Source organism: Aliinostoc maniaoense (assembly GCF_058172895.1).
In genome coordinates, this window is the sequence record NZ_CP187952.1 from 3364230 (window position 1) to 3387749 (window position 23520).

General features: G+C 40.4%; 15 protein-coding genes. 10 read left to right on the forward strand and 5 right to left on the reverse strand.

Annotation, left to right across the window (positions count from 1 at the left end; all coding sequences use genetic code 11):
- Window positions 1-89: 89 nt before the first annotated feature.
- From ACPZ3T_RS14730 to uvrC, 3 genes are all read left to right on the forward strand, one after another.
- The gene (locus ACPZ3T_RS14730) at window positions 90-533 is read left to right on the forward strand and encodes a hypothetical protein (protein WP_490270237.1); all 444 of its coding nucleotides are present in this window, start codon (window positions 90-92) and stop codon (window positions 531-533) included.
- A 546-nt stretch (window positions 534-1079) separates the two neighbouring features.
- Complete coding sequence (locus tag ACPZ3T_RS14735) at window positions 1080-1964, forward strand: NF038130 family PEP-CTERM protein (protein WP_490270238.1); 885 nt, start codon at window positions 1080-1082, stop codon at window positions 1962-1964.
- Between the two features lie 290 nt (window positions 1965-2254).
- Window positions 2255-4132, forward strand: coding sequence for an excinuclease ABC subunit UvrC (gene uvrC, locus ACPZ3T_RS14740; RefSeq protein ID WP_490270239.1), 1878 nt, complete (start codon window positions 2255-2257; stop codon window positions 4130-4132).
- A gap of 124 nt (window positions 4133-4256) precedes the next feature.
- On the opposite strand, the gene ACPZ3T_RS14745 is transcribed toward uvrC, so the two are convergent.
- Window positions 4257-6350, reverse strand: a complete 2094-nt coding sequence (locus ACPZ3T_RS14745) for a cellulase family glycosylhydrolase (protein ID WP_490270240.1) — start codon at window positions 6348-6350, stop codon at window positions 4257-4259.
- 913 nt (window positions 6351-7263) lie between these two features.
- Between ACPZ3T_RS14745 and ACPZ3T_RS14750 the strand changes: the two genes are divergently transcribed.
- Window positions 7264-7455 carry a replication restart DNA helicase PriA gene (locus ACPZ3T_RS14750; protein WP_490270241.1) on the forward strand — a complete coding sequence of 64 codons (192 nt, stop codon included), beginning with the start codon at window positions 7264-7266 and terminating at the stop codon, window positions 7453-7455.
- 5 nt (window positions 7456-7460) lie between these two features.
- On the opposite strand, the gene ACPZ3T_RS14755 is transcribed toward ACPZ3T_RS14750, so the two are convergent.
- The 3 genes from ACPZ3T_RS14755 to ACPZ3T_RS14765 all read right to left on the reverse strand — a co-directional run bounded on the left by ACPZ3T_RS14755 (window position 7461) and on the right by ACPZ3T_RS14765 (window position 14569).
- Window positions 7461-12569, reverse strand: a complete 5109-nt coding sequence (locus ACPZ3T_RS14755; RefSeq protein ID WP_490270242.1) for a WD40 repeat domain-containing protein — start codon at window positions 12567-12569, stop codon at window positions 7461-7463.
- Entirely contained in the window at window positions 12539-13876 is a 1338-nt protein-coding gene (locus tag ACPZ3T_RS14760) for a P-loop NTPase fold protein (RefSeq protein WP_490270243.1), read from the reverse strand. The genes ACPZ3T_RS14755 and ACPZ3T_RS14760 overlap by 31 nt, the downstream gene beginning before the upstream one ends.
- A 462-nt stretch (window positions 13877-14338) precedes the next feature.
- Window positions 14339-14569, reverse strand: a complete 231-nt coding sequence (locus ACPZ3T_RS14765) for a hypothetical protein (protein ID WP_490270244.1) — start codon at window positions 14567-14569, stop codon at window positions 14339-14341.
- A 714-nt stretch (window positions 14570-15283) separates the two neighbouring features.
- Between ACPZ3T_RS14765 and ACPZ3T_RS14770 the strand changes: the two genes are divergently transcribed.
- A complete protein-coding gene (locus tag ACPZ3T_RS14770) occupies window positions 15284-18286 on the forward strand; it encodes a UPF0182 family protein (protein WP_490270245.1) in 3003 nt (1000 codons plus the stop codon).
- Window positions 18287-18435: 149 nt separating this feature from the next.
- Here the strand turns inward: ACPZ3T_RS14770 and ACPZ3T_RS14775 are convergent, their stop codons facing one another.
- Window positions 18436-18654, reverse strand: a complete 219-nt coding sequence (locus tag ACPZ3T_RS14775; RefSeq protein ID WP_490270246.1) for a hypothetical protein — start codon at window positions 18652-18654, stop codon at window positions 18436-18438.
- A gap of 174 nt (window positions 18655-18828) precedes the next feature.
- Here ACPZ3T_RS14775 and psbP point away from each other — a divergent pair, with 174 nt between their 5' ends.
- From psbP to ACPZ3T_RS14800, 5 genes are all read left to right on the forward strand, one after another.
- Window positions 18829-19374: a photosystem II reaction center PsbP gene (psbP, locus tag ACPZ3T_RS14780; protein WP_490270247.1), complete on the forward strand. Its 546-nt coding sequence runs from the start codon at window positions 18829-18831 to the stop codon at window positions 19372-19374.
- 360 nt (window positions 19375-19734) lie between these two features.
- On the forward strand, window positions 19735-20328 hold the full coding sequence (locus ACPZ3T_RS14785; RefSeq protein WP_490270248.1) for a Maf family protein: 594 nt from the start codon (window positions 19735-19737) through the stop codon (window positions 20326-20328).
- Window positions 20329-20507: 179 nt separating this feature from the next.
- Complete coding sequence (locus ACPZ3T_RS14790) at window positions 20508-21284, forward strand: CobW C-terminal domain-containing protein (protein WP_490270249.1); 777 nt, start codon at window positions 20508-20510, stop codon at window positions 21282-21284.
- Window positions 21281-22093, forward strand: coding sequence for a metallophosphoesterase family protein (locus ACPZ3T_RS14795; RefSeq protein WP_490270250.1), 813 nt, complete (start codon window positions 21281-21283; stop codon window positions 22091-22093). The genes ACPZ3T_RS14790 and ACPZ3T_RS14795 overlap by 4 nt, the downstream gene beginning before the upstream one ends.
- 245 nt (window positions 22094-22338) lie before the next feature.
- Entirely contained in the window at window positions 22339-23079 is a 741-nt protein-coding gene (locus tag ACPZ3T_RS14800) for a metallophosphatase (protein WP_490270251.1), read from the forward strand.
- The last annotated feature ends 441 nt before the right edge of the window (window positions 23080-23520 follow it).

Genomic DNA, 23520 nt, shown 5'->3' on the forward strand with positions numbered 1-23520 from the left:
ATAAACAAATTTATTAACCTTTGTAAAATCAGGATTTTGAATTGGTATTGCCCATTTTTACGGAAACATAGCTGGAGAAATCACAACATATGTCATCTACGCTGAAACGAACTGTTACACTATCTTTAGTAGGAGCGATCGCATTATTATTTGCAGGTTGCGGTGAAAGTAAAGTTGCCCAATGTAACAAAATTATCAAAGTAGCCAATCAAGCAGCGACGTTAAGTCAGCAATTCGGCAAAGATTCCAAATCGGGAAAAGGCTCTCAAGCTTTAACTGAACTTGCTACGAAGATAGATCAAATCAGCACTCAAATGAAGGGTGTAGAAGTCAAAGACGAACAGTTAAAAGGTTTTCAGGGACGCTTTCTCACACTCTATCAAGATATTAGCAAGGGATTAAATGATACAGCCGTAGCAATAGATAAAAAGAATATCCGAGACACAAATCGCTTTTTAGTGAATTTGCGAAAGAGTAGTGCAGAAGAAAGTACCATCGTCAGAGAAATTAATAGCTACTGCTCTGGTAAATAAAAACTTTATTTGACGAGAATTAATCACCCCGCTTTGTGATAAAAGGCGGGGTGATTATCAATTATGTATAATTAACGCGATTTGCAACTTATTTTTCAAACCCCTCTCCATAGCTTGCTACTCTACGAGTTCTCCGTTCGCGGTAGCGTTGCGTAGCAAAGGAGTACCCTGCGGGTACTTCTCCCCTGCAAATAATGTAGAGACGTTTCATGAAACGTCTCTACATATTCCCTCTTGCCTTGTAGGGAAGGGGTTGGGGGTTAGGTTGGAGAGAAAGTTACACACGGTGTTAATTACCATATTTTTTATAAGTGCTGGTGAAGCTATCAACTAAGCTTGAACAGTGAAATTACCGAGTTTATTCTGATAATATTTATCATTAATTCATCCATAATCATACTCAACTTTACCCAATCAGGTGTGATAGTTGCCTACACTGGGTTTATGTCAAAAAGTTACGCTAAATAACTTAATTTCGATCGCATTTTCCTGCATCTGTAAAACAGCAAAGTTCCAAAAAATACCACTTAGAGAAATATTTGAGCCATGAATAAGACATTGCAAACCTTTTTGATAGGTGCTTCTATCGCTATGGGTGTAGGTGCGATCGCCACTTCTCCAGTACAAGCTGGTAGTCTCAGTAATGTTACAATCGGTGGCACGGCAGCAACTGATTACTTAATCTATGATGCCAATACCACAAATACTTATGTTGTCCCTAACACTACAACGAATTTAACCAAAGTCTTAGATGGCAATGCTACTAGCCCTACTGGTAATGTAGAGTTAAGAGCTAGCAGCGAAAAAGCAGGTTTCGATTTCAGCAAAAATACTACCTTATCCGGGACAATCGGTGGCGAAACCTTAACACTCAGTAGTTTAACAGCTTCAGATTGGAGTAGTAGTTATCAAGGAACAACTTTTGGCCAGTATTGGTTTAATCAGGCATTAAGTGCCAATGGTTTCGGCAATTTAGTTGGGACATCTACAGGTACTAACTTATTTAATAGCTTTGTCGTTAATGGCGGCTTTCAAAGATTCAGTGATCCCAACATATCCTATGCTAACCAAAATGATACTACTGGTTTAATTAGCATTGGATTAGCTGGTCACTTAGATGCTACCAGTCTTTTAATGCCAGTTGTACCTAATAGTCTCAAGCCACTATTAGCAGGTAAAACCATCCAAGCTAGTGAAGTTGTTAAATACACCTATGAAGGTAAGACTGATTACCTGTTTAGCTTTACAGCCAGCAATTCTGGTTTAACTGAACTCAGTGATGGTAAATCCCACAGTGGCAATTATGAAGTTTACATCCAAGGTACACCTGTTTTCCGTAGTTCTCAAGCAGTCCCAGAACCTTCTATTGTGTTTGGTATTTTAGGTGTGGCAGGGATATTGACTACACAACGCAAGTTGAAAAATAAGTAATGAGTAATGAGTAATGAGTAATGAGTAATGAGTAATGAGTAATAAATAATACCCATTACTTGCTTGTTACAATAAGATTTACGGGGCATTTAGCTCCTTTTTTTTTGCTTATTCATCATTACTTGGGTAGGGTGCGTCAGTGCGATAGAACCTACCTATACTCAGAAATTATTCATTCTGACGCACCCTACAGTTTGGATATTTTGTGCCTCAATATCCCATTATCCGCAGTCAGGACTTTTTTCTTAAAATAGAAATAAGTGAATTGGGAAAATACCTAAATTAAGGTTGTGACAACATCAGCGCAAATAGTACCACTAGTTAAAAACCCGGAACGCTTAGAGACTCGTCTGGCGGAAATTCCCCCAGAACCGGGGGTTTATTTGATGCGAGATGGTAGCGATCGCATTATATATATAGGTAAATCGCGGAAATTGCGATCGCGTGTTCGTTCTTATTTCCGCGATGGTTATCATAAAACTGAGCGTATCGCCACAATGGTGAAGCAGGTGACGGAAATTGAGTTTATCGTCACCGATACCGAAGCAGAAGCCTTGGCGTTGGAAGCTAACTTAATTAAGCAGCATCAACCATATTTTAATGTGCTGCTCAAAGATGATAAAAAATATCCCTACGTTTGTATTACTTGGTCAGAAAACTATCCCCGTATTTTCATCACTCGCAAACGTCAACTCGGTAAAGAAAAAGATAAGTATTATGGCCCTTATACTGATTCAGGTCTACTCAGAGGTATATTACACCTATCTAAACGCATATTTGCCTTAAGACAACGACCCCAACCACTATTTAAAGACCGTCCTTGCTTAAATTATGACATGGGTCGGTGTCCGGGGGTGTGTCAACAGTTGATTTCCCCAGAAGAATACCGGAAAACTGTGCAGAAAGTAGCAATGGTATTTCAAGGACGGACGCAAGAACTGATCGATATTTTGAATCAACAAATGCACACAGCCTCCGAATCACTCAATTTTGAGTCGGCGGCGCGCATTCGAGATCAAATTACTGGCTTAAAGTCTCTGACTGCACAGCAGAAAGTTTCTCTACCAGATGATACTATTTCACGGGATGCGATCGCTCTGGCAGCTGATGCCCAACACGCTTGTATTCAATTATTTCAGATTCGTGCCGGTCAATTGGTGGGACGTTTAGCATTTGTGGCAGAATCTCAAGCCGAATTTGGCGCGATTTTACAACGGGTATTAGAAGAACATTATCAAACGGCTGATTCTGTGGAAATTCCCGCCGAAATTTTGGTACAGCATGAATTACCAGATGGGGAAATCTTGGCAGCAGCTTTGACGCAACGCAAGGGTAAAAAAGTCACAATTATCACTCCCCAGCGTCAAACTAAGGCAGAATTAATTGAGATGGTGGAACGCAATGCCCAATATGAATTGCAGAGGATGCAAAAATTGGGTGACTATAATCACCAAGCCATGCAAGATTTAGCGGCAATTCTGGATTTACCAGACTTACCCCACCGCATCGAAGGTTACGATATTTCCCATATTCAAGGCTCAAATGCTGTCGCTTCCCAAGTTGTATTTATTGATGGCATACCCGCCAAACAATACTATCGTCACTACAAAATTAAAAATCCCACAGTGACTATAGGACACTCAGATGATTTTGCTAGTTTAGCAGAAGTGATTCAACGACGGTTTCGCAAGTATGCAGAAGATCCACAACTACCACGAGTAGATAATCCTGACTGGCCTGATTTAGTCATGATAGACGGTGGCAAAGGACAACTATCTTCAGTGGTGGCAGTTTTGCAAGAGATGAATTTATTAGAAGATTTACGGGTGGTGAGTTTAGCGAAAAAGCGAGAGGAGATTTTTTTACCCGGAGAATCAACACCTTTAACCACCGATAGCGAACAACCAGGAGTACAACTTTTGCGAAGACTGCGAGACGAAGCGCATCGTTTTGCTGTGACTTTCCATCGTCAACAACGGAGTGATAAATTAAAGCGATCGCGTTTAGATGAAATTCCCGGTTTAGGACACCATCGCCAAAAGCTACTCTTAGCTCATTTTCGCTCTATTGATTATCTCCGCCAAGCCACACCTACACAAATCGCTGAAGTTCCAGGAATTGGCACTAAGTTAGCCCAAATTATCTACAATTATTTCCATCCCTCGTGATTGTTTGTAGTACCGTGTCAGTATCATTAATCATATCGTTTATTTTCTTCTACTGACGCACCTTACTAAGCCTTTAGTACGAAAAGAAGGACTAAAGTCCTGACTACAAACTTATAGATTGTGTTTAGATGACTTGAACATCGTTAGCTAAACCGTTAAGCTGAACTACTGTTGCACCGAAATCCAGAATTAATTGATTTTGATTTTTAGTAGTGTATGCACCAAAACTTCCACCTAAATTGTTCAGAACTCTAGTTAAATCAGTTATGTCTTCTAAGCTCGTCACTCGCAGCGCACCTAGATGACCATAACGGTTATTAGGATTGAGTCCTGTATCACTCCAAACTTGGGCAACTTCCAGAATATTATTGATATATAATGAGTCATTTTGTGGGTTAAAGTCTGTAATTGTATTGTAGCCTCCATCTCTACCGTCAATATAAAAAATATCATTGCCTAAACCGCCTGTTAGTTCATCATCACCTTTACCACCAACAAGTAAATCATTACCATTCTGACCAGATAGTTTATCCCAACCATCACCACCAATTAGAACATCGTCTTGATCTCCACCTTGGAATTTGTTTTTACCATCATCACCTGAAATGAAGATGCTAGATTGAGATTGACTGGAGAAATTCTTATTATCAGAAAAGTCTCTAATTACAATGTCGTAAATACCTTTTTCAGCTGCTTCATTTGCTTTATCAGGACTGGTAAACCGCGTCCAAAAATTATGATCAGCATAACTTAAATCCTCATTGCGCTGCAAATCTTGCCAGATTAAACTTCCTAAATCTGTCAAAATGTCTGTATTAGTACCATTAAAATAATACGCGTGGCCACCTGCTCCAGAGGTTAAATCATTATTATCAAGAGCTTGTCCTACCCAAGCAATTCTGCCAATTTCTTTTGACTGAGCAGCCAACATCATATTAACACTGGCTTGTATAACGTTTTTTCCTACATTTTCAGAGCCATATTCCCCAACAATGATAGGAATATTTTGAGAGTGGAGTTGATCAAAATAACCTGCAATATCGTTATTTACCCATTGGTCATAAACATGGATAGAAAACAAAATATTGTCGTTACCTGCCATAATATTGTGAGCATCACTAGCAATTGTCCGCGTGTGATGGTCTTGTCCCCAGGCTTCTCCATCCACTACGATGATATTGTTAGCACCTTCAGATCGGATGATATCAATTAATTGACGGTGGTAATCTACCCATTTTTCAGGTTGGGGATTACTATTTCCAGGTTCGTTATGTAAGTTAAACCAAACATAAGGATTATCTTTAAACTGTATGGCCATTTCCCGCCAATAGTCTTTAAGAATTTCCCATTGTTCTCCTTCGTAATATCCACCAATGCGGTCATGTGCGTCAAAAATAACCACTGCACCTTGACTAGTATAAATATCAACAATCTTTTTATTAGTTTGATAATTATCCTGTGCAGGATGAGGTTGATTATAACTTCCTAATAAGTAATTAGGGACTCTAACAGTGTTAAATCCCCAATTTTTTAAATAAACATCATAGTTTTTATCCCAGGTGAACGCATTAATACCTTTAGCTATAAACTCTTTGCCGTTGGGGTCATAAATTTTATTGCCAATAATCTTAAAATTGTCGAATTTCAAGGATGATAACAGCGTTTCGACACTTCCTTGTTGAAGGTATTGTTCCTCATTTATGGGGTTGTATTCTCCAACTGCATTTGGGATATCTTGAGTGCGTATTTGATATAAATAAGCCGCAATATCTTGAAATTTAGGTATAGAAGGATGAGATTGAATAATGGCTGGTGGAGCTTGGATATTATTAATATTAATCAAAATATTTTGTTTGGCTTGATAAGGTTGCTGGTTCGGCTGATTTTGATTGAAATTAGTAAAGGTTTTAAACCTCGTCTTTTGTAAGCCAAAAAATTCTTCTCTGGCAACGAATGTTGAAACACTACCACTTGTGGATGGCTGAATTAATTGTGTTAGCGTATTGAGACGAAGTTGATTGCGAGTTGCATAATAGTTTTTTAATGAATAGTTAGGATATACACTATTTTCAATCTGCAAAATATCTAAATAAACATGATAAATATTCTGCCATATAAAAGGGTGGATTCCTTGGGTGATAAATGGTTGTTCATTTATGTAAAAAGTCTTATGTTTAGTTGTTTTACTGTTGGCAAGTTTAGGGTTGGTAGATTGCATTTTGATCAGATAACTATGAATGACACTTTAATCCTTACAGCTTTAATAAATGCAAACAACCACAAATACACTTGTATTATTTATTTGTTAAATTCCTGATATTTGCTGAAAGTTTTTTTTGAATAACTTGATGTTTTCTTTAAAAACAGAACCTACGCAAGTTTCACAATTGATTGTTGGTGCGTGACGCTATCAGTCTTATGACTACGTTGCAATACTTTCGCAGCGTCACACACCCTACCTCAAACCGATGCTAGTTGTGTAAGTCTAGAAATAAATTAGAAATAAAAACTGTTAACTTAAGCTTTAAAATTATGTAAATTTACGATTTCCTAAGTTCACTAGTAACCGCGTACTACTGACAACCTGCAAGTCGATAACATGACCAATTTTGCAGGGTTATATATAGCAGTTGACAGTTGAGAGGTTGAAAGCCTTTTATGTTGAGATTTGGATATATCTGGCTACGGCTATAAATATAGATGCAAGTTGAGATGCTCAATTAATGTTCAATTGATCAATCTTTTAGGCAGAGAAATATTAACCAAACCTTAAGAAAGTGATTTTGTTACCTAAGTTACAGTAATTAGGTGATTTTAATATTTGAATACAAAGATAGCTTTTTACGCTTTTACAAACGACTTTTAATAGCTTTATCTCAAAGTATTATTCGTTGGGATCAGTTGAAATCTAAGAAAAGGTGTATAAAATATTAATTCTTATATCTCAAGTAGGATGGTCAAATCATTAGAAAGTTAAGATAATATAAAATAATTCTGCTCAATTTTCCAATTTAGAAGCTTACTTCAGATCAACGGCTATATTTTAGCTGTTGAAAATTTTCTCTGTTAATAAAATTTTTTTTAGCTACAATCGGATTTTTTGGCATTTTCAATTTTAACCGGGGTCAACAATGAACATAGTACAAAAAATTTACTGCCCAAACTGTGGTAGCGGGGCTGAACGTCACTATATTTCTGATAGTGATTTAACTAGAACACAATGCCATAGTTGTGATTACTTGATGATCTGTTGCACTAAGACAGGTAGAGTCATAGAAGCTTATGCGCCGGGAATCCATGTGAGGAAATATTCGAGGCTGTAGGTTGACTACTTATTGGGACATAAGGCGCGATCGCTAGCTGTCAATTTAGAGTTAGTCTGTAAGTAGTCATGGAGAAAATCACAACCCCTGACTAAAAGATTGCCTAACTTTAAATCAGATAACTTGCGGAAAATTACCCTACCATTACCACTACCTGCGGCCAAAATTTGGCCGTCGGGACTAAAACTCACACTAGTTAACTCTTGCTTATCACCTTTTAAAGCCATCAACAACGTCCCTTCTCTGTTCCACAGTTTGACTTTATCATCACTACTAGCGGCTAAAGTCTTACCATCAGGGCTAAAACTGACACTAATAAAATTATCACCATCTCCCGATAGGCTTTTTAACCTTTGACCATCCCGACTCCACAGTTTCACAGTACTATCAATACTGGCGGAAGCTAAAATTTTACTATCGGGCGACCAAATTACCCCGTTAACTCGGCGGCTGTGGTGTTGAAGATTATGTAAAAGTTTACCATCTAGACTCCATACTTTCACGGTCAAATCATCACTGGCAGATGCCAGCAACTTCCCATCTGGGCTAAAGCTGACCCAATTGACAGCGTCTGTGTGTCCTAAGAAAGTGTGTAAAAGTTTGCCTGCCCTACTCCACAACTTCACGGTTTTATCTTGACTGGCGGAGGCAATAAGTTGACCATCACTCGACCAGGCGACAGCCCAGACTGTATCAGTATGACCTTGCTGGGGGTAGGGTTGTAAAGGAAGGGTGTGGAGTAATTTCCCGTCAGGACTCCACAACTTCACGGTTTTATCTTTACTGGCGGAGGCAATAAGTTGACCATCACTCGACCAGGCTACACCCCAAACTTGGTCTTGATGTCCGGGGAAAGTCTGCAAAAGTTGACCATTTTTACTAAAGATTTTGACGGTATGATCTCGACTAGCGGCCGCTACCTTCTGACCATCGGGACTAAAACTAATGCTTGTTATCCAATCATCATGATCTGATTGGGGGTCACGTTGCAATACCTCATCCCAACGCCAAAGCTTCACGGTTTTATCCCGACTGGTAGAAACTAAAGTCTGACTATCAGGACTGAAACTGACACTGTTAACCCAATTATTATGCCCTCGCAACGTTCCCAGCAGCGCACCCTCTAAACTCCAAAGCTTGAGGGTTTCGTCGGTACTTGCAGAAGCAATTGTCTGACTATCAGGGCTAAAATTAACACTGGTAACTCCTCCGGTATGTCCTGTCATGGTTTTTAGTAGTTGACCTTCTACATTCCAGAGTTTAATGGTTTGGTCTAAACTCCCAGTCAGGATATATTCACCGTTAGGCGACCAAGCTACACTTAAAATTACATCATCGTGTCCCTGCCAACTTTCAAGGATTTTTCCGTCACGCTGCCACAGTTTAATAGTTTTGTCAGCACCTACGGAAACGAGAGTTTGGCCATTAGGCGACCAAGCTACAGCCTGGACTACGTTCCCATGTCCTGTGAGAGTTTGCAATAACTTACCGTCCCGACTCCATAATTTAATTGTCTTGTCGGTACTAGCGGAGGCGATCGCCTGACCATCTGGGCTAAAATTGATACTATTGACCCCGGCTGTATGTCCTGAAAGAGTTTGCAGCAGTTTACCTTGAATATTCCAGAGTTTGATGGTATTGTCTTGACTAGCAGAGGCAACTATTTGACCATCAGGACTAAAACTCACGCTGTTAACTACTTTCCTATGGTCAGACAAAGTATGCAGTAGACTACCATCAGCAGCCCAGAGTTTGACAGTGTTATCCGCACTTGCAGAAGCAATTAAAGAACCATCACGACTAAATACCGCACTGTTCACCCCGGCAATATGACCCTCTAAGCGGTTATATTCCTGCACTCCCACAACCGCCTGATATAATGCTGTTTGCACCCTTTCTCTAGTAAAAGGGTCTACCCACACCGCCCGTTGTAATTTTCTGCCGGCTTTTATCCCTTCTTTTAAAGCATCAATACCTTTTTGGGATGCAAATAAAGCTTCACTAGAAACACTCAAGGTTTTAATTTCGCTGTCGATGGCGGTGATAATAGAAATACTTAACCCCAATATTGCCAACACAGAAGCAGCTAAGGCAATTTTCAAGGAACGATTTACTTTAGTTTCACTCAGTCTTTGACGTTTTTGACTTTCTGCAAGTTGGGCGGTTAACTCTTTTTCTTTGAGTTCGGCGCGGAGTTGTTCTATTTCTAATTGACTGACTTCTTCTCGCTTGCGTAACTCTCGCAATTCTGTCAGTAAATCTAATCCTTGTTGTGGTTGAGCATCTATAAATTTACCTTGTTGCTTTTTTTGTCGGAGTTCCCGTTTGAGTCGTTCAATTTCAGTTTGACTTTGTTCGACTTTGTGACGTAGTTGGTTGAGTTGAGCTTGAAAGCTTGATTCTTGTTGTTGCAAGTAACGAATTAAATCGACTAAATAATCATGAATTAATTGATAGCGTTCGGGAATATCGGGAAATAACACCACTAACCCCGAACTAACTAAAATATTTAAAACTAATTCTAATTTACCAGCATCTTCTAATTCTGCTAATTCTGCTGCTAATTCGGCACGAGTTTTAAAAGGTCTGTTATTACTTTCATCGGTGAGTAAATATAACACTAGTAAAGCAGCCCGTTCATTTTCTGCGCCGCAATCTTTAATCAAGGCTTTGATATATCTTTCGATCAGTTTATTGGGGCGATATGGCTGATATTGGGCAAGAGTAGTAATACCTTCATCTTGTAATTGCGCGCCGACTAATTGCAATTCAATCGGGCGAATTTCTCCCATTTCTGTAGATAAATCTTCTACTAAGGCATCAATTAAGGCAGTTTCTAGATTTGAGTGGGAACGGGTGGTTAATTTTTCAATAATTGCTTTGGCATATTCGGGAGAAAAATTATTTAATTGATAGCGGATTTGTTTATCGAGAATATTATTATTAATAGCTTCTAGATGAGAAAGATGGTGAAAATCTAATAACTGATGTAAATAATCTTCTCTCAGGGAAAGAATTACTTTTACAAAAGAGATATTTAAACAATCACTGAGAAATTGATCAAATTGTCGTGTTTGTTGGCGGTCGGTGCAGCCAAAGAAAAATTCTTCAAACTGATCAAAAATTAAGACTGTAATCAGATGCTGATCAGCATTTTGATGTAATTGTTCTAAAATATAGCTAATACTAATAGGTGTTGTGGTGACTGTGGTAGTGGCGGCATCTCCTTGCAGATGAGACACTGCTACTTGTAAAGATTTCCCTAATTCTCGTACCCAATCGGTGTAAACTTGCAAGACTACCGGTACAGCAATTTGATCACCAATAGCGTGATTTTGCAAGGCAGGAACTAAGCCGGCTGTCACCGTGGAACTCTTACCCACCCCAGAAGGGCCATGAATGACAATCAATTTTTGGTCAGCCCGGCTAATTCTGCCAATTAAGTTCTTAATGTCCCGTTCTCGACCGGAAGCGGCGATTTCTAAAGCGATGCTACTGCTTCCTGACGGTGACATTAAAGCCGGGTTCGTAGCTTGTCTTTGGGGTTGTAGACGGCCTGCACCAATAAAAGCCCGAAAGCCGTATTGTTGTTCTACAGAACGGCGTTTTTGACGGATGCAATAAGCTTCTACATAACGACCGGCTTCAAAATAGAGCGATCGTAATTGCCGCAGCATTCTAATATAACGATGGGCATCATATTGATGGGTACTATTTTCTAAAGCTGTGGGTAATGCTTGGGCGGCTTTATCTAAATAAGCTTGTGCTACGGCTTTTTCACCCAATTTTTGCTGGGCTTTGGCTAAAATTAAATAATAAATCTGCGTTAACAACAAAGGAAACAAACAATCATGGGGTTGAGTGTCGTTTTGTTGTGACTCATCTAATTTGAGTAGGGAAACATGGGCTAAAATACTCGCCTGTAACCATCGTGATGCTTGAACGGCAACCTGTGCTAACAACCCATAATCACAAGCTAACTGAATTTGACTGCCGTAGGTTTGATGTAACTCTAGGGCATTTTGGGCGACTATTTGTAATTCATCCCATTGTTGCAGGTGTTGCAAAACTTCCGCTAGTTGCCCGATAAATTCCGCCGCAATATCTGGCCGTTGCGCCACTTGTAAAATCTGCAAACTTTCCTGTAAATAAGACTTAGCCGCTTCCCAATGGGAATAACTCTCTAACTTGTTCTGCTCGGCTAAACGACAATGACACAACCCAATATAAAATAGTAAAACTCCCTGTCTGAGTAGTGGGGGAGATGGGGGAGGTGGGGGAGATGGAGAAGAAAATACAGCCTCATTCACCTGATATGCAATGTCTGCTTTGGCTACCAATTGTTGCCAAACCAGCAAGCTTTGACGAAAATGATTTAAGGCGTTGTGGATGTCATCACTAACATAATCATCCAAACCAAAAACAAACTTTAAACTAGCGTGTAATTCTGGCTCTAGGGTAATACCACGGTCATGGAGTTCATTAATAGCTGAGTGGAGTTCATCGCTATGTTCCCAAACTTGCTCTAAGGTGACATAATTATCTGTAACTTGCGCTGGTCGGCCTTGTCTTTGCTGGTTAGTTAACACCTTGGCAAATAAACAGTCAGTTTCTTGCTGTAAAAACTGCTGCAACTCTGGAGTCGTCATGGCAAACTGAATTGGTGTTGCCGCCCAACTGGCAAAATCGGGAGCTAAACGCACAATTTTCTGCAAAATCCGATCATTTACCCAAAAAACCATCGGAAAATGATGGCGTTTCGGTAATTCATCCCGGATATGATTAATTGACCTCAGTAAATCGTCAATTTCATCTACAGTTTCTAAACCCAAAACCATCAATGCAGATGGCGGTTGACTCTCAGCCACCAATTGAAAATGTAGAGCTGTATACAGACTTCTGGTATTGTGGGGTAAAACAACTTTTTGGATGCGAACTACCCCGACTGCTAATTTATCTAGTGATTCTAAAACCTGTTCTTGTAACACTCGATAATTGCAGCAAACTAAAACCACCGAAAAATGACCGCAAGAAAGGGTGATAGCTCGCCATAAACTGTTTAAAGCCCGTTCGTTAGCTGCTTTTATATCTCCTGGGAATTGTCCTTCAACCATGACTTAAATTTTGGTGTCTCGGCTAAAACAGGGTTAACAGCAAACCAAGCTCCTTGGTGGTCGCGGTATTCAAATACAAATAAGCTACGTAATAAGGTATGATATTCGATATCACCCCTGACTCGTTGCTGTTTGACAACCTGAAAGATTAACTCCCATTCGTGAGTATCAATAGGGTTAACTCGGTAGTCTCGTTGTCTTTGAATTACCAATTCTACACATTCCCGGCCAAAGGGTGGATCTTGTTCGCGCAGACAGTCAAACAGCAACCCCAATAAATCCCGTACATGACCACCACTAATCAAGCATAATCGATCTAGTGTTTCTAAGTGATCAAATACTTCTGTAACTAAGTTTAAGCGATCGCTCGCCGCCATCTGCGGGAAAGCTCTGGCTAATACCATTTGGCGCATTAGAGATAGCCCTTGGGGAAAAATCTCCCCAGAGCGCAGCCGCACCGGAATCATCGGTAAAACCTTCGGTGCTACCCCACCCCCTAAACGATGTTGTAGTTCAGCACTATCATTAGAAAAAGTTAAAGCCAAGGGTATAGTGTAAACGATATGACAATTCAGTTTACGTAACTGTTCACCTCGTTCTATAAATAAATATTCTGGCAGCGATCGCCCCGATGGTAAAGGGCGAATTGCTACTCTGTCGAGGTTATCGACAATCACCACTAAACCCTTTTTGCCTTTAGCTTTTAGTTCTTGGTCAGCCACTGCTAAAAGTTCTAGATTAATTGATTGTAAAATATTTTGGGTGCGCGGTTCGAGGTAATCACGTAAGCGGCGGCGCAATTGCGGACTTTCTTTAGTTTTGGCGGTAATTTTGGCAATTCCTAGGGATAATTCCGCTTCTACTCCCAACTCAATCGGCGTTTGGAGAAAATCCAGCACCTCACTAAATAACTTAGTAAAATAGTTAGGTTTAATGCGGATTTTCATCGCTTCGAGACTTTCGCTCACTTGACCCGCGATCGCTAGTAAAATATCAGTCACATCCACATCTGCCATTTCTAAGACGTGGGTTGACTCAAAATACACCACATGAAACTGCTGTTCTTCTAACTCAGCCTTGAGGCGCAATAACTCCGTAGACTTCCCACAACCGAGATGTCCTGTAAATAATTGACAGGTAGGAGCATTAGGTGATATACGGCTAATAGTACGCTGCAAAGCCTCAATAATTTTGCCGCCCCGCACCGATGCAAAATCGATATAATACTGGCGATCGTTTGTATTACCGATCATCAGTGGTCTACTCGGATTGCAAGCCTGATAAAATTTTTCTAAGTCTAGGGGCATAAGTATATAGGGAACTAGAGATTAGATGGAAGCAAAAAACCTAACTTATGGTTGCAAAATCACCGTGGCTTCTACCGATGATCTTCTCAATTAAATACGTTCCTTTTTGGCAATTTATGTTTTAAATCAGCATTTATTACTGAAATTATGCAATTATTTAACAATACTCAACATATCTTTACCAATTTTTTTATAGTTGGTATTTGTATTAGCGTCACCGGACTAAAATGTTACAAAAAAATTCTCATGCAATACTTTAGCCTTGCCACGCCACTACTTAATATTTACTTGATATTTGAAAACAAATAGTAAAATTTATTACGAATTACGTTAGCGTTCGCGGTAGCGTCTCGTAGAGAAGCGGGGCGGGAGCATCGTTACGTAGATTGCTTCCGGGTAGCGGTATTACGAATTACGAATTACGAATTACGAATTACGAATTACGAATTACGAATTATCCCCCTAGTCTTGACAAATGCGAGTTCGTAAGCAATCTTCGGTTTGCTCATCTCTACCTGCTATGAGCCATGACATCATCTGTGATTGAGAATTTGTGTTTTCAGCAACCACAAAATTGACTCCTGATAATTTATTCGAGAAACTTGCTAATTGATCATGATTGAGAAGATTGACATCGGCATTGTATAAATAAATAGGTAATGCCATCATGCCAATATAAATCTTGCTATTCATCTGAACCTCAGCCAAAAATTTCTGATTGCGTTAGTTCGTAGATGCCACCTGATAAACCGCAATTCACATCAGTTATCGATGTTGACTGATAACTGATAACTCATCAGCATTGTGTATAATGTTTATGCTGTATAAATTTACTCAATGCTACTAATCGCAGAGACGCAAATCATCAATTACCTGTTCCGAGTTTGTTGAGAATTGGCATTAACTACAATGTAGATAGCAATCACCAACAACGGTAAAATTGATTTACAGGATTGATGCAAAAAAGTAAATGTTGAGACTGTCTTAAGTGAGCTTTTTAGTTTCGAGTCAAAAATCAACAGTCCATTAATCCCCATATATTATTTTCTCATATTTAATTAACCTAAAAAATAGGAAATAATAGGGACTGTTGAAGGTTGAGTTCATAATTAACCCAATGTGCAACTTATTATTAAAACCCCTCTCCATAGAGCGAAGCTCTTCTTGTAGAGTACCTGTCCCCTCCAACTGTAGAGACGTTGCATGCAACGTCTCTACTTTGATTCTTGCTCCCCTTCCCACTCCTTCGGAGAAGCAAGCTATGTAGGGAAGGGGCTGGGGGTTAGGTTTGAAAGAAAGTTGCACACGGCATAATTATGAACTCTGGGGAAGCTAGGCAACACAAAATCATCCCATGCCCCATACCCCATGCCCAATGCCCAATGCCCAATGCCCCATAATTAAAATATGTTTAAGAACTGGTTTGTAAGAATATTAATACTATTCCTGGGTCTGTGGCTGTTCATAGATATCAGTTCCCGCTTGGGAGCAGAAATTTTTTGGTTTCAGGAAGTCGGCTATTTACGAGTATTTTTAGTCAGGTTGGTGACTCGTGGTGGTTTATGGGTGGTTATAACTGGGGTGACGGCTGCCTATATTTTGGGAAATCTGGCTTTGGCGCAACGGCTGAAGTATCTCCACCCAGGGAAGATAAAGGAAGTTCAGCTAGAGGCAGTCAGTCTCAGGAGCGAATTAAAAAAACTCCTGAGTTCTCAGTCGGTTCAACCTCGTCAGGCAACTAAGTATGATGAACAAACTTTAAAACCGTTAAAATTACGCTGGCTACTACCTCTGAGTTTAATATTGAGCTTATTGGTGGGGTTAATGCTAGCTCACTACGGTCAAATTGCTGTTGGGTACTTGTCCGCAACTAACAAAACTCAGCTAATTGTACCATTCCGATTAGAAACACTGTGGCAGTTAGGTGTACAGAGTTTTGCTCAAGTGTTGTATCTGGGTATAGCAATTGTTGCCACGATCGCAATTTTAATGTATTCCCAGTTTTTACTCAATGCGATCGCTGTTATTCTCAGCATCTTCTTAGGCTTAATTACGTATCATAACTGGGCTAAAGTCCTGCAATATTTCCACCCTACACCCTTTAACCGCACTGAGCCTTTATTTGGTCTAGATATCAGCTTTTATATATTTTCTCTCCCCTTTTGGGAATTGCTGGAAGTCTGGCTAATGGGGATGTTTTTGTATGGTTTTGTGGCTGTGACTCTCACCTATCTTTTATCTGGCGACAGTCTTAGTCAAGGTATATTCCCCGGTTTTTCATCCCGCCAACAACGTCATTTATATGGCATGGGTGGCTTATTGATGTTGTTGGTAGCTTTTAGTTATTGGTTGAGTCGCTATGAATTAGTTTATTCTCCCCGTGGAGTCAGTTATGGAGCTAGCTACACCGATGTTACTGTGCAGCTGCCAGTTTACAACGGCTTGTGTGGTTTAGCAATGGCGATCGCTACTTATCTGCTGTGGCGAACAATCTTTTGGCGGCGCGCATCTCGTTATCGTCAATTCGTGTTTTATGGCTTAAGTTTATATCTATTTTTAGTTGTAGTAGCAGGTAATATCTTACCCACCGTGGTGCAGTATTTAATTGTTCAACCCAACGAAATACAACGGGAAGCACCATACATTCAGCGCACCATTGCCTTAACTCGACAGGCATTTGATTTAGACTCCATCAACGCCAAAGATTTTAACCCCCAAGGCAACCTCACAGAAGCGGATATTAGAAACAATGACTTAACAATTCGCAACATTCGTCTTTGGGATCAGCGACCACTCCTAGAAACCAACCGCCAACTACAACAATTCCGACCTTACTACCGCTTCCCTGATGCAGATATTGACCGTTATACCATAGAAAATGAAATTAAAGCCAGACGGCCAGCCGCACCCCGATCCTTACCCATCCCTGACGAGGAAATCAATGAGTCTAAAGAAAGACGACAGGTGCTAATTGCTGCACGGGAATTAGACTACAGTGCCGTACCCCAGCAGGCACAAACCTGGGTAAACCGACATTTAATTTATACTCACGGCTACGGGTTTACCATGAGTCCCGTCAATACAGTAGGGCCGGGAGGATTACCAGAATATTTTGTCAAAGATATTGCTGGTAGTGATGATAGCCCCCTCACTACGGCAAATCAAGCCATTCGTGACAGCATTCCCATTGGGCAACCCCGGATTTATTACGGGGAAATTACCAATAATTATGTCATGACTAATACAAGAGTCCAAGAATTGGATTATCCCAGTGGCAGTGATAATGCTTACAATACCTATGATGGCTTGGGTGGTGTTCGTATTGGTAGAAACTGGCGACGGTTATTATTTGCCACTTATCTCAAAGATTGGCAAATGTTGTTTACACGAGACTTTTTACCGGAAACTAAAGTATTATTTCGGCGGAATGTCAAGCAAAGAATCAGAGCTATCGCGCCATTTTTAAGATTTGACAGTGACCCCTACTTAGTCAGTGCAGAAGCTAATCCAAAGTTTCCCGGTGTTGACAATTATCTTTACTGGATTGTCGATGCTTACACTACTAGCGATCGCTATCCCTACTCAGATCCTAGCAATGAAGGGATTAATTACATTCGTAACTCAGTCAAAATCGTCGTTGACGCTTACAACGGCACAGTCAAATTTTATATTGCTGACCCCAGAGATCCGATCATTGCCACTTGGTCAGCGATATTTCCTGATATGTTCCAGCCCTTGGATAATATGCCGGTCATGCTCCGCAAACATATCCGCTATCCGGTAGACTTCTTCTCAATTCAATCGGAAAGGTTGATGACCTACCACATGACAGATCCCCTAGTATTTTACAACCGGGAAGACCTGTGGCAGATACCCAAGGAAATTTACGGTACAGAGTCTCGTTTCGTAGACCCTTATTATTTGATTACCAGCCTACCCGGTGTCCCCTTTGAAGAATTTATCTTGCTCTTACCCTACACACCCAAGCAAAGAACTAACTTAATTGCGTGGTTAGCAGCGCGATCGGACGGGGAAAACTACGGTAAATTGCTATTGTATAACTTCCCGAAAGAACGCTTAGTATATGGGCCACAACAAATTGAAGCCCGAATTAATCAAGATCCCGTGATTTCTCAACAAATTTCTCTATGGAATCGTCAAGGTTCTAGAGCCATTCAAGGCAATTTATTAATCATACCCATAGAAGACTCCTTACTATACGTTGAGCCGATTTATCTAGAAGCTACACAAAACAGTCTACCAACTTTAGTCCGCGTAGTCGTAGCTTACGAAAATCGCATTGTCATGGCGCAAACCTTAGAACAAGCATTACAGGCAATTTTCCAACCAGAAGTAACACCAGCACCAGCGATTATTCGTCCCGTAGAAGAACCTACACCTGCTAGTTAATGAACAGGGTGTAGGGGTGTAGGGGTGTAGGGGTGTAGGGGTTAGTAAAACGATGATTCTTTTGTGAGTGTGAGAGTCATTACTTACTGGTTGGCAAAAAACCTACACTTGTCAGAGGTAGGGTGTGGGGTGTAGTAACCAAGGGTGCGTCAGTATGAATAATACCATTTCTCTAAATCCCGGCTACAGATAATTCTTCCCCTGCCCCCTGCCCCCTGCCGTCTATGCGTAGGTTTATTTTGGAGATATGTATCTAACTTTTCACGGGATCTGGAAAACCCCTCTCCAAACCTCTCCCCTGCAAGGAGAGAGGCTTTGATTCTTGCTCCCCTTCCCTTGTAGGGAAGGGGTTGGGGGTTAGGTTTCACGTTAACTTTTCCACATAACGTGAAAAGTCAGATATGTATACCCCAGATTTAAGCAAAGGAAAGACAAAGCATAGTTTTGGTTAACCTGATGCCAAGGGTCACAGTTGATGGGACAATGAAAATGAGAAATTATGCTTGCTCGTATTGCTGCCAGCCGAAAGGAAAATATCAAAAATGTGGAAAAGACTTGTATTTATTTTGCTATTAGTATTAAGCTTCACCTTCAGTAATCCTGGTATTGCCTCTGCTGCTGGATTTAAAAGCTTTGTAGACACAAATGATGGCTATCAATTTTTATACCCTAATGGCTGGTTGCAGGTAAAAGTTGCCAATGGCCCAGATGTTGTATTTCACGATTTAATTGAGATATCCGAAAACGTCTCTGTAGTTATTAGTCCTGTTCCCGAAAACAAAACCCTAGAAGAATTAGGTACACCCACGGAAGTAGGTTACAAATTAGGTAAAGCCGCTTTAGCACCTGTTGATTCCGGCCGTTCGGCGGAATTGGTCAATGCTCTAGAGAAAGAGTCTGATGGGAAAATATACTATATTCTTGAGTATTTAGTAACACTTGCTAATCAACAAAAACGTCACAACGTTGCTAGTGTCGCGGTGAGCCGTGGTAAGCTCTTCACTTTTAACGCTTCTATTCCCGAAAAACGTTGGTCAAAACTTAAAAGGACAATGGAAGATGTAGTTGATTCTTTTTCAGTCTATTAAATAGTAAGTGAGGTAGAGCATGAGTAATAAGTAATAAGTAATAAGTAATATAGCTTTTCCCAGCCTGCTGAGGTATAAATCTCTGCGTACCTACCCTTCGGGAACGCCTGACGGCGAATGCGCTTTACTCCGCGCTCCTCTGCGTTTCAAAATATTATCCATACCTCACTTAACTGGAAATCGCCATAAGTAAACTTCTTACTCATTACTCATTACTCATTACTCATTACTTTTTCTAATACGCCTTCTCTACAAAACTCTTGACTCTCCGAATTTTAGATTTTAAATTTTGGATTTGGAATTGAATCTAAAATCTAAAATCCAAAATCTAAAATTGTTTGTATCTTACCCAAAAATTCTATGCAAATTCCCCAATTTGTACTAGCCTCAGCCTCTCCTGCACGACGACGTTTACTACAAACTGTTGGTATTGAACCAATTGTCAGCCCCAGCGATTTTGATGAGTCTCAAATTAAAATTGCTGAACCTGGAGAATTAGTTCAAATTCTAGCTCAACGGAAAGCAGAAACAGTAGTACCACAGTTTGCATCAGGGTTAATTATGGGTTGTGACTCAGTATTAGCAATTGATGGTAAGATTCATGGCAAACCAAAAGACGCTGCTGAAGCGATCGCTCGTTGGCAATTAATGCGGGGTAAGTATGGTGATTTATACACAGGTCATGTTTTAATTGACATCGACCACAACCGCACCGTAGTTAAATGTCAGGTAACAAGAGTATACTTTGCTGAAATTAGCGATCGCACCATTGAAGCCTACGTAGCCACAGGCGAACCCCTCAAGTGTGCCGGTGCATTTGCCCTAGAAGGTTTTGGTAGTTTATTTGTTGAAAAAATTGCAGGTTGTCATAGCAACGTCATCGGACTAAGTTTACCCCTGCTCAGACAAATGCTAGAAGAACTAGGTTACGAAGTCACCGACTACTGGCATTAACAATTCAAAATTCAAAATTAATCAATCCTGAATACTTTTCTTGAATTGGTACAGTACCGAAATGGGATAGGTAGTATTGTTTTGAGATTCTGGAATAGGCTAAGAATCTAGGCTTTTAATCCAAAATCCAAAATGGGTATTACTTGGCAAAAACTCATGAAAATGATTATCATTCAAATATGAGTGTACTAAATATAACTGTTGTTGCTGGCCCTGCTGGTGGTGGCAAAACTACTTGGATTTGTCACCAGATGCAAAATCTCTCTGCTAATGAAAAGATAATTTATTTTAGTCCTGGTACTGGCAACGTTCCGATTGACCAGACGCGGTTAGCTGCGGAATTTCCTCATGTGCAAGTTTTTCAGGATGGGCAAGAAGTTGAGTTTCTACAACAATTAGCAACAGCCGAAACTGTCTATATAGAATTAGGGTTTTATCTGGAATTGAGCAGTATACGACAAATATTAGATAATTTATCTTACCAAGCCTTGGCTATACTGCCGCCTCAACTGCAAGATTCTGAGTATCATGCTTGGGCAGACAAAATTATTCCAGGTGCGGATATTGACCCTGATATTACCGCCAATAGACTTTGGCGTGTTCCCAGTAGAGGCCAAGTCATCGACGAAGATAGTTTACGAGAATTTTGGTATGAAATTACTCATGGTGCTTATGGTTGTGTGAGTCGCGCCAAGGGGATTTTTGATGTGGCTGATGGCCGGGTACTATATGCCGATTTTGTTGCAGGTGTACCAACAATCGATTTTCTAGAACTACACTTACCACGCCACTTGGAGGGCAGACCGCAACGCTTTAGCGGGATGGAAGTATTAGGACAGAATTTAGATGAGTCTACCATGAGACAAACTTTAGAAGATTGCTATTTATCAGAAACGGCGATCGCACAATATCAACAACAAGTAAAACAAATTTTAATTGAGGAGATCATCGAGTGAAAATAGCAGTCATGTCCTGCATTCATGGTAATTATGAAGCCTTAGATGCAGTTTTATTAGATATTGACCAACAAAAAGCTGAAAAAATCTTTTGTCTCGGTGATTTAGTAGGATACGGCCCATATCCCAATGCTGTAGTGACACAAATTCGTTCTCTAGATATTCCCACCTGTGCAGGGTGTTGGGATGAGGACATTGTCGAAGGCTTAAACTCCTGTGAGTGTAGCTACCCTTCGCTATTAGCAGAAAAACGCGGTAAAATCGCCCACGAATGGACACATCAAGAACTGCATCCCGAAAACCGTGACTTTCTTGCCACATTACCCCACGGCTTAAGTCAAGATAATTTAGTTTTCTTTCATGGTAGTCCCCAAAGTAACCATGAATATTTGTTACCAGAACTTGACGCTTTTGCCGCCTTAGAAAGAGTAATTTCCGCAGATGCAGATGTATTATTTTGTGGTCATACTCATGTACCCTATGTCCGTACTTTAGACGCAGGTAGTCTGCAAGTTCGTGTTCACAGTGCAGAAATAGAAGAGAAAGAAATGAGTTTTACTGCACCTATGAAGCGAATTATCAATGTCGGTTCAGTCGGAGAACCCCGACATGGGCGACCCAATGCTACATATGTCATTTATGACACAGATACTCAAGCAATAAATTTAAGAGAAGTACCTTACGACTATCAAAAAACCTGTGCAGCGATAATTGACAAAGGCTTACCCAGCATTTTTGCATGGCGTTTAGCCCAAGGCTTAGAATATGCAGAAAGAGCAGATGACCCAACCCATGTTTGTACTAGATAAAGGGAATTGGGAATTGGGCATTGGGCATGGGGAATAGCACGCTTGTTAAGCTGAAACCTCGTCAGGGCAGGGTGTGGGAGGTGTGGGAGGTGTGGGAGGTGTGGGAGGTGGAGAACAAATCTTTCCCCCCACACTCCCCTCTCTCCCCTCTCTCCCCACACTCCCCCTACCCCCTGCCCCCTGCCCCCTGCTCCCCTGCTCCCTGCTCCCCTACACCCCTACACCCTTTCAGAGCAAAAATTTAAATGAACAAGTGGGCAATTTTAAGCGGAATCGAAGGTAATTTAACGGCATATGAAGCTGTCTTAGCAGATATTAAACGCCAAATTAATCAAGTTGAGGCTTTATATATTTTGGGTGATTTAGTAGGGCCAAGACCAGAAGTAGAAAAATTAGTAGAACGAGTACATAACCCCAGACGAGGAGAGTTAGAACCACTGATTTGTAAAGGTTGGTGGGAGGAACAGTGTTTTATTTTGCATGGTCTAGGGTCTACTGGAGAACCAAATGATTTAATAGCAAAATATGGTGGAGAAACAGTTAAGTTACTTTGGGAATCTGTTTCCCGTCAAACAGTACAATGGTTAAGAAATTTAGACTTTGGTTTTTTTGAACTAGATTGTTTATTAATTCATGGTACAACTGTATCTATTGATGAGGAATTAACACCAGATACACCACCAATTCAAATGCTTGACCGCCTCTCACGAATGCAAGCCAATAATTTATTTTGTGGACGTTCTGGTTTAGCTTTTCAATATCAGTTGCAAGCCGGTTCAGTGACTACAGGTATTACTACTCTTGATAGTGAACTATCTCCTCAAAAGGTGGAGATTTTACCGCGTCAAGTTATTGGAGTGGGAAATGTAGGACGAACACCAGGGGAAGCTAAATATACTCTCTACACTCCCACCACTAACCACGTAGAATTTAGAACTGTTCGCTATGGTTTTAATCAGGGATTTCAGGTTAACAAGAGGGTGTAGGGGCGGGTTCACTGATACGGCACTTTTGAAGTAAGTTAGGTACACCATTAGTATTAAGTAATGAGTAATAAGTAGTAAGTAATAAGTAAATTTCTTACTCATTACTCATTACTCATTACTCGAATGGGAACACAGCTTTGAGATATGCAGGCTATTCTGAAATTTGTATATTACTTTTTCCTTCTGGCTGGTTGCTTCAGAAGCAACTGGTAGCTAACATAATGAAACCCTGAGCAGTAGGAACTTTTTTAGTAGTAAGTGTTGCATGAGGTTGATTGTCTAGGGTAGGTGTAGCCCAATCCAGACATTAACGATTTCACGCAATCAGCACTTATACTTATTTCCCTTATACCAGATTAGGATAGGTAGTATTATTTTGATCTGCTGTAAGTAGAACCAGTTGAAAAAAACGAACTATGTTAAGTAATGTAAAAAGACTAA